Genomic DNA, 992 nt, shown 5'->3' on the forward strand with positions numbered 1-992 from the left:
ACCTCACCATAGCCGCAGGGCTCTGAACACAGCGCACCCACCCCGCACAACAGCCGCAACTGCACGAGCTGGTGCAGCTCCTATGAGTTGAGAAGCACCAGCAAGACTCGGCAATAAAAAGACCCGCCCTCGGCGAATGAAACGGGATCATCCTGGGCAGAGCGGTTTCGGAGGCAAAGTCACTTCATCGGCTCAACAAGACTCCGTCGCTGCCCAGATCGGGCGTGTATGGATGCTCCCATGTATGCAAACAGGATTTTCGGCACGATCGGGCATTTGATCAGGTGCGTTCGTGTGTCCGGTCTCGAAGTTGCAGCCTCTCATGGCTCCCGCGAGCCGGTTCTCGGATTGCACCCTGTCAAGCAGGAAAGCCTATATGTCAGATCCCGGATGATTGTAGACCCGTTTTCTGAACAGGTCGGGTCTGTCGTGTTGCCATTCCTTCAGGGCGGCGATGGGAGAGCGCCCTTTCAGGACGGTCTGCGGTAGCTGGCTGTTGTACAGGTGAACATAGCGCCGGATGGTCTGTTCGAGTTCTTCGCCGCTCCGGAAATGATGGCTTTGCAGGACATCCTCGATCCGCCCGTTGAAGCGCTCGACCATGCCGTTCGTCTGAGGCCGCATTGGCGGCGAAAGGCGGTGTTCGATGCCGAGAGCTGTGCAGAGCTGATCGAACTCGTGCTGCCCCGTGGGAATGCGCTTGCGCAGGCCGAACAGGCGGTCGGTAAAGGCGCGTCCGTTGTCGGTCAGCACCCGGGTGATCTTCATTGGCGCCGCGCGCTCCAGATCGCGGAGGAAGCGGCGGGCGTTGGCCGCGGCCTGCGCCGGGTAGATACGCACGAAGACCCAGCGCGTCGCCCGGTCGATGGCCACGAAGAGATAGCGGCGGCGGGTTTCGTCAGCCATTCGAGGGAGATACTTCACGTCGATATGCAGGTAGCCAGGCTCGTAGGCCTTGAAGCTGCCATGGGCCAGCTTCGGCACCTTCGGCT

1 protein-coding gene is annotated in these 992 nt (G+C 60.8%); it reads right to left on the minus strand.

Translation table 11 applies throughout. The features are described from left to right. Positions 1-372: 372 nt before the first annotated feature. Positions 373-992 (minus strand): DDE-type integrase/transposase/recombinase (locus Q4543_RS24410; RefSeq protein WP_303442756.1); only part of this gene is annotated, 620 nt, incomplete at its 5' end.

Source organism: Salipiger sp. 1_MG-2023, assembly GCF_030547555.1.
Classification (GTDB): domain Bacteria; phylum Pseudomonadota; class Alphaproteobacteria; order Rhodobacterales; family Rhodobacteraceae; genus Salipiger.